The 7261-nt window shown below is 69.0% G+C and carries 8 protein-coding genes; 5 read left to right on the top strand and 3 right to left on the bottom strand.

Annotation, left to right across the window (positions count from 1 at the left end):
• From EP28_RS11320 to EP28_RS11305, 4 genes are all read left to right on the top strand, one after another.
• A partial coding sequence (locus EP28_RS11320) for a PIN domain-containing protein (RefSeq protein WP_049984127.1) occupies window positions 1–277 on the top strand: 277 nt, incomplete at its 5' end.
• 127 nt (window positions 278–404) lie between these two features.
• On the top strand, window positions 405–1010 hold the full coding sequence (locus EP28_RS11315; protein ID WP_049984126.1) for a site-specific integrase: 606 nt from the start codon (window positions 405–407) through the stop codon (window positions 1008–1010).
• A complete protein-coding gene (locus tag EP28_RS11310) occupies window positions 1007–1222 on the top strand; it encodes a hypothetical protein (protein WP_049984125.1) in 216 nt (71 codons plus the stop codon). The genes EP28_RS11315 and EP28_RS11310 overlap by 4 nt, the downstream gene beginning before the upstream one ends.
• Window positions 1219–1650 carry a hypothetical protein gene (locus EP28_RS11305; RefSeq protein WP_049984124.1) on the top strand — a complete coding sequence of 144 codons (432 nt, stop codon included), beginning with the start codon at window positions 1219–1221 and terminating at the stop codon, window positions 1648–1650. The genes EP28_RS11310 and EP28_RS11305 overlap by 4 nt, the downstream gene beginning before the upstream one ends.
• A 171-nt stretch (window positions 1651–1821) precedes the next feature.
• Here the strand turns inward: EP28_RS11305 and EP28_RS11300 are convergent, their stop codons facing one another.
• Window positions 1822–4608 (bottom strand): methyl-accepting chemotaxis protein, encoded by a 2787-nt coding sequence (locus EP28_RS11300; protein WP_080506143.1) that lies wholly within the window; start codon window positions 4606–4608, stop codon window positions 1822–1824.
• Here EP28_RS11300 and EP28_RS13850 point away from each other — a divergent pair.
• A complete protein-coding gene (locus EP28_RS13850) occupies window positions 4598–5074 on the top strand; it encodes a hypothetical protein (protein WP_080506142.1) in 477 nt (158 codons plus the stop codon). The two genes, EP28_RS11300 and EP28_RS13850, sit on opposite strands and share 11 nt — an antisense overlap.
• Window positions 5075–5126: 52 nt before the next feature.
• Here the strand turns inward: EP28_RS13850 and EP28_RS11295 are convergent, their stop codons facing one another.
• Both EP28_RS11295 and EP28_RS11290 read right to left on the bottom strand, forming a co-directional pair.
• Window positions 5127–6668: a tyrosine-type recombinase/integrase gene (locus EP28_RS11295; protein ID WP_049984122.1), complete on the bottom strand. Its 1542-nt coding sequence runs from the start codon at window positions 6666–6668 to the stop codon at window positions 5127–5129.
• A gap of 356 nt (window positions 6669–7024) precedes the next feature.
• On the bottom strand, window positions 7025–7261 hold a 237-nt coding region (locus EP28_RS11290; protein ID WP_155118478.1), incomplete at its 5' end, for a DUF2240 family protein.

The raw sequence follows: 7261 nt of genomic DNA, 5'->3' as shown, positions 1-7261 counted from the left end.
GTTCGCGTACCTGGAGCTGCTCCTCGTCCTGGAGCGCCACCAGTTCGACTACGTCCGCCTGTTCGCCAATCTCCTCGACGTCGTCCCGGTCGGCGACGAGACCGAGCAGCAGGTCGTTCTGAAGGCGGTCGCCTACTTCGAGGACGGCATGACGCCGTTCGACTCCTTCCACGCAGCGACCGCCGAGACGCGCGGTCTCCCCATCCTCTCGTCGGACAAAGCGTACGAGGAGGTCGATCCCGACCGGGTCCCGTTGGAGCCGCCCGCCGACGAGTGACGACTTATCACACAAGTCGGAAGCCGAACGCGACGCGCCCCCGCTGACCCGGCGTGATCACGCTGCTCGGCGTCTCGGTTCGGGGGGACATCGGGCTATAAAGTGCAATCTTCTGTAGGAAACTCACATGCGCTTAGAGGCGACAGCGAAGGAGGACGAGTACAAGGTCTGGATGACCGACGAGGAGATCGACACGCTCCGCCGGTCGGTCAGCGGCCCCCGCGACGACCTGATCGTCCAGCTGGGCGGCTACGTCGGCCTCCGGGCCTTCGAGATCCCGCAGGTGTGCCCGAAGCACGTGAAGCGCACCTCGGGCGGCGAACACTACCGTCTGCGCGTTCCCGAGGGGAAGGACACGACTGGGAGCGGGGGGAAGCCCCGCGACGCCTACCTCCCGGCCGACGTCGAGCGGGCCATCCACCAGTACCAGAACGCCGAGGACGTCGCTCCCGGCGACCCGCTCGTCGAGCTCACCGAGCGCGGCGTCCGCGACGTCGTGAAGCGGACCGCGAAGCGGGCGGCAGAGGAGACCGGCGACGAGGACTTCCACTACGTCAGCTCGCACGATCTCCGCCGTCGGTTCGCGCAGCGGCTCCTCGTGGACCGCCAGATGAACCCGCGCGTCGTGATGCAGGTCGGCGGCTGGGACTCCTTCCAGGCCATCGAACCGTACCTGAACGCCCCGACGCCGCAGGTCGTGGACGACGCCTTCGAGGAGGCTGGTCTCGCGTGACGCTCCGCGACCGCCTCCAGGAGCTGCGGACGCGGTGGCGTCGCCGGCGTCTCCTGTCCGCCTACTCGCGGGTGTTCACCGCGAAGACGGGGAAGCGCGTCGGGTTCACGCCGCTGATGGCGGCCTACGAGCAGGCCGAGCGGGACGGCGTCCTGGAGCTCGACGGCGAAGACGTCGTCTGGCACTGGCCCGACGACGGGGGGTCAGCGTGAGCCTCCTCGACGACGTCGCCGGCTTCATCAGCCGGTGGCGGCCCGGCCTCCCGTCGCTCGGCGCGTCGCCGCCGTCGGTGTGGCTCGTCGATCCCGACCCGGAGGGGAAGGGCCCCAGCGAGCACGCGCTCGCGTTCCTGGTGACGCCGGACCGGGAAGAGGCGCGGCTGCTCGCCAACCGGACGGGGGAGACGGTCGAGATCGACGAGGGCGCGCTCGTGAAGCAGGTCGAGAAGATGTACATCGAACCCGGCGACCAGCCGGTTCTGGTGTGGTCCTGCCGTCTCCTCACCGCTGCGGAGGTCGAGGACACGACGCCACACCTGAAGCGCCACGTCCACCGGCTCCCCGAGGACGTCACCGACGTCGCGCTCCCACAGAGAGAGCTCTCCCAGCAGGAGCTCATCGAACTCGGGGAGCGATTCTAACCAACACCCTCCTTCTTCGCCGACGACTCGTTGGTTAGCCCTGCGTCCCCCGATTCCACCGTTCTGCAACCCGGTTTCCCCGCCTCTCACCCCAGGGGTAGCGTGCCGAAGATGGCACTCCTCACCGGGCTACGAGCGCGAAAAGAGAGGATGAGCGTTTTCGCGGGTGGTTCAGAACGGCGTCCACTCGTCGAGGCCGCCCGTCTCGTCGATGGGCTGACCGAACGAAGCGAGCCCACCCGTCTCGTCGATCATGCCCCCCTGCGACAGCTCGTCACCGAAGCCGCCGGCGTCCTGGAGCCCGCCGCTCTCGTCGAGGGCACCGAAGCCGCTTCCGAAGCCGCCGCCTCCACCGAACAGGACCTGAGCCCCGCTGGCGATGGGGTTCTGGAAGTCCACGTCGAAGACGCCGTACGCGGGCGGCGCGAACTCCTCCTCGTCCTTCTTCCGTTCGTCGTCGAAGTCGCGGCGGCGCTGCTGCTGCGTCGGGTCGAACGGTGACGGGCCGAACCCGCTGCTCCCGCCTCCCCCGCCGGGCGACCCCGGCGGCGACGACGTCGAGGAGCCGCTCGGGCTCCCCGGCGGTGACCACGGCGGCGGAGATCCCGGCGGCGAGGACGGCGGCCCGCTGCTCGGCGGCTGCGACGGGCCACCGCTTCCCGGTGGGGACGACGGCGGCGACGTCGGGCCGAACTCGTCCAGCGGCGGCGAGGACGGTATGCCCCCGCTCGGCGGCTGCGACGACGGCGGGGAGCTCGGCGGTGACGTCGGGCCGAACTCGTCCAGCGGCGGCGACGTCGGCGTGGACGACGGCCCGTCTCCAGGCCGGCTGCCCGGCGGCGACGTCGGCCCGAGTTCGTCGAAGGTGGGGAACGACGTCGGGCCGCTGCTCGGCGGCTGCGACGACGGCGGAGAGCTCGGCGGCTGCGACGACGTCGGGCCGAACTCGTCCAGCGGCGGTGACGACGGGCCGGCCTGCGTCGGCGGCGTGTCGTAGAAGCCGCCGAAGCCGCCGAGCTCGTCCACGGGGCCGTCGAAGGTGCCCGGCGAGGACGTCTGCTCTTCCTCGCCACCTGCGCCCCCACCACCGGGACCAGCGACCGGGAGAGGCCGGTCTACGGGCTGCTCGGGGTTCTGGACGTAGTAGTCCAGAGGCTTACCGCTGCCGCTGCCGTCGGGGCTTCCAGCGTTCGGCGAGTCCGGGGCGTCTGCGTCCGGCGAGCGGTCCTTCGGGGCGACCGGGCGCAGCGGGACGCGGCGGCCGCCGACCTCGGTGTAGAAGTCGGAGCCGATTCCGAGGCGGCGAGCGACGCCGGTGAGACCGCCGCTCCCGACGGGCGAGAACTCGGCTCCGGGCGGGACGACCGCCTCGATCTCGCCGGTGTTCACCTCGTCGGCCGGCTTCGTGACGGCGGTCGTGTCGCCCGAGCGGTCCAGCATCTCCTGGTTGAACTGCTGGAGCGTGTCGGCGTCGGTGTTCTCGACGTCGGTGCGCGCGAGGACGCCGGTCGGCTTGTTCCCGAAGTCCGGGAGGCCAGGTCGGGCGCTGAAGCTGCTCTCACCGCCGCCGACCCGGAGGAAGTTCGGGGAGAGCTCGGGACCGAAGAACGACCCGGGCGTCTCGTACGCGAAGTCGCCGTCCACCTCGTCGGGAGCGGACGTGAACCCGGTGTCGCTGCGGCCGCTGCCGGGGCCGTCCGGTTCGACGTCGAGCGCCTTCTTCAGGACCGATCCCTCGGTGACGCCGCGTTCGTCGAAGAAGCCCTCTATCTGCTGGGGCGTGAACTCGTCGGCCTGCTCCTGAACGGCCTTCGCAGGGTCTGACTCGTACGTGTCCGGGTCTCGTGCGCCGGGGAACTGCTGGCCTTCTGCGCCGTCGGTCTCGGTGTAGCGGACGACGTCGCTTCCGGCGAGGCCGCCCTCAGCATCGACCTTCGTCCCGCCAGCGGTGCGGACACGGTCCCTCGTCGCTCGGCCGGCCTTCCCGACGATCCGGCCGGCGGCCGCGCCGGTCGCGTAGCCGAACACGGCCCCGCTGGCGAACTCCAGCGGGTTCGCCTCCGCCTCGCGGGCCATCGCACCACCGATGGCCGTACCGACGCCTGTGGCCGTCTCAGCGACTTCTCCGAAGCCGTGCTCCTGGATCTCTCCGGGGGCGTTCTGTGCGACCTCCGCGCCCGTCTCCAGCGTCTGAGCGTGCTGCGGGAAGTTCAGGAGGTCCACGCCGACGCCAGCTGCGCCCTGGAGAACGCGCTCCGGGGCGTCGCTCCCCATGAACGTGACCGGCTCGTTCTCGTCGAAGGTCTTCTTGTAGTCGTTGATGTCCTCAGCGCCGCTGCGAAGCCCCTCCTCGGAGAGGTTCACCCACCCGACTTCTCCGGGGAGGAGCCCCTCGTTGGAGTCGCGGGTCTCGGAGAGGAAGCCGCCGCGTGTGAGGTCGTCGGAGACCTCGGTGTTCACCTCGGCCGACCCGACCCACTCGTCCGTCGAACCGGCCGCTGCGTCGCCGGCCCTGGCGATGTTGTCGTAGGTCTCGCCGGTGCTCTCGACGGCGGTGTCCACCGCTGCGCCGACGTCGCCGTCCTGGAGCTCCCGCCCCATCTCGCCGTAGGTCTCCGTGGCGTGATCGACCTGGTCGCGGGTCGCGTCGGCGACCTCGCCGGCGCTCCTGGAGACGTTCGAGGCGACGTCGTCGGCCGTGTCGGTCGCCTGGTCCACCGTCCGGTCTACGCCCCGCTGAACGTCCCGAGCGGTCTCCTGCGCCTCGTCCACGGCGTTGCGTGCGCCCGAGGTGACGTCGTTCACCGTGTTGTCTACCGTGTCCTCAGCGCGGTCCACCGTCCGGTCCACGCCCCGAGAGACGTCCCGAGCGGTGTCTCGCGCGGTGTCCTCCGCCCGATCTACCGTGTCGTCCACGGCGTCGCCGGCGCGGTCCATCGTGTCGTCGATGCCCTGCATCGCGTCCTCGCCGGCGTTCCCGAGGCCGCCGAGAAGGCCGCCTCCGCCGCCTCCGCCGCCTCCGCCCCCGCCGCTGTTCGACGAGGACGACGACGACGACGAGCTGCTGGACCCGGACGAGGAGCTCCTCGACGAGCGCGACCGGCCGCGCCGTGATCGGGACGAGGAGCCCCCCGACGAGGACCCGCCGCCGGTCACGTCGTCCACGGTGTCGCTGACTGTGTCGCTGACGGTGTCCGCAGCGTCCCCGACGGCGTCCGAGATGCCGCCGAAGAAGCCGCCTCCACCGCCGCTGTCGTTGCTACTGTCTGAACTGGAGGAAGACGACGACGAGGACGACGACCCGCTGTCGTCGTCGCCACCGCCGCCTCCACCTCCGGTGAGTCGTTGCCACATGGCAGTTCAGACAGACGTATCAGCCGCCCGTAAAACGAGATGTCCCCCTCCCCCGAAAACGAGCGTCTGAAGCCCTCTCGCTAACCAACACACTTCTACAGAAGACGCCCGATGTTGGTTAGTTAGAAGAACGGGACCAGCTGCGAAACGAGCGAGACGACGGTCCCGATCACCGTCGCCTTCGTCGCCGCTCCCGAGTGGAAAAACCCGCTCTCGTCGTTCTCCAGGTCCGAGAGCCAGCCGCTGCTGTCCTCCTCGGTGGTGGTCTCGGTGTTCTCCTGAAGGAACCGGTCGATGGGCGTCTCCACGTCGCCGGCGTCGTCCTCGACGACGTCCACGTCGCGCTCCGGCGTGATCTCGTCCACGGCGTCCTCGACGTCCGGGCGGATTCGGTCGGGCGCGGCGGGTGAGATGTCGGTGCCGGCGAACGCCTCGGCGAGCGTCTCAGCCATGTGGTCGCGGAGGATCTGGACGCGGCGACGTTCGGAGAGGTAGTTCGTGAGGACGACCTGCGGGTCTCGACTCCCCTGTTCGCTGGCGATGCTCCGGGCGACCTCGGCAAGGAAGTCCACGCCCATGCTGTACTGGTTGTACCAGAACCGCCGCGCCGTCTGCGGGGTCGGGAGGCGGCCGTCCTCCAGGTGGACGTCGACGTCGGTCTCCTCCAGGGCGCGCTCGGCGAGCTCGTCGAGCTTCTTCCCGATGGTGCTCACCGCGAAGTGGTCCTTGTACCGGTACGGCGACGGGAACAGGTAGCCGTCCCAGTCGTCGCCGTGCTCGTCTTCCAGCTGCTCGATCCGCTCCTGGAGGGTGTCCACGCCGAAGACGAGGTTCACCGTCGAGGGGCCGTTCTTCCGGGTGTCGAACTCGATGAGCGGCGTATCGACGAACTCGGGGTCGAAGTTGATCATGTCGCGGTGCATCCGCGCGACCTCGGCGCGACGCAGCCCGGCCGCGCAGAGCAGGACGACGATGGTCTTCTCCTCGACCGTCTCGGCGACGCGGGCCAGCGCGTTCACGGTCTCCGGCGGGAGGCCCTCAGGGTCTACCTCCAGTTCGTTCCAGCTGTACTCGTCGCGCAGCCCGAGCATCGGGTTGAACGTCACCGGGTTCCGGCGCTTCTTCAGATACCGGTAGAAGAGCTTCAGCGCCGTGTGGATGACCTTCATCGTCCGCTCGTTGTACCGTTCGTCGAGGTAGTCGAACGCGTCCAGGTAGACCTCGAAGGCCTCGGGTTCGGTGACGTCGTCGCTCCCGAGGTGGAGGAGATCGTCGTCGCCGTGCACCTCCCGAAGCGCCCCCGCGATGCGGTCGATGCCCTGGAGGTCGGTCTTCGCGGTCGCCAGCGCGAGGTTCTTCCTCCCGAGGCGGTGGCGTTCGGCCCACCGGTACGCGAGTTCCTGCGTCCGGGCGTGATCGACGTCGATCTCGTAGATGTGCCCGTTCCCCCGCTGGATGTCGAGGTCCTGGTTGCAGAACTGGAGGAACGTCTTGTCGAGGTGGTACTGGACGGCCTGGCAGAAGCCCGTGTAGCCGTTCTCCAGCAGCCAGTTGTGCGTCGGCGGTTCGGAGGGATCGAGGCCGTCCTCCTGGAGGGCGGGCGCGATCACCTCCCAGTAGTGGTCGCAGAAGTCTTCTACGTCGTATTCTGTCCAGCGTGCCATAGTATGTTTAGTTACGAGTCATTTTAATGGGTTAGGTTAAGCAATCTGGTACGTCTTACTGTGTGCTGGTGTTACCCGGGCACAGGTGCGAGTCCGCGAGAGTTTCGACGGGGAGCCGCAGTGTGGCGGTTTTAATGCGTCCCCTGTCGGGAGACACAATAAGAATCGGCGGAAATCGCAGGACAGCGGAGGGGTCGGAAACGCCGCGTTTTGCTGTGTCAGGAGCCAAAGAAGTACCCCGCGACACACCCCGAGCGGCGAGTGACCTGCGCGCGCCAGCGCCTCGGCTAACCAACTCACCGGGGAGCGTGAAACGATTCGTTGGTTAGCGAGTGACGGCGGTGGGGTGGACGTCCTCAGACGGTCGTGTACCCGTCCTCGGTCTCCATGATGAGCCCCTTCTCCGAGACCGCGTACTCCAGCGCCTCTTTCGCCCGTTCCGGGCCCATCAGGTCTCGGTCGATGGACGCCGCGACCACGATCTCGCGCTCCTCCAGGGCGATGCCGCGCTGCTCCAGGAGCTCGACGAGACGGCGGGCGTCGGCGAGCATCCCTTCCGCGTCCTCGGGAACGCTGCTGGTCGTGTCGTCCTC

Origin of the sequence: Halorubrum sp. BV1, from assembly GCF_000746205.1 — an archaeon.
Taxonomy (GTDB): domain Archaea; phylum Halobacteriota; class Halobacteria; order Halobacteriales; family Haloferacaceae; genus Halorubrum.
The sequence above is the reverse complement of the archived record's forward strand: the minus strand, read 5'-3'. Positions and strand labels throughout refer to the sequence as shown.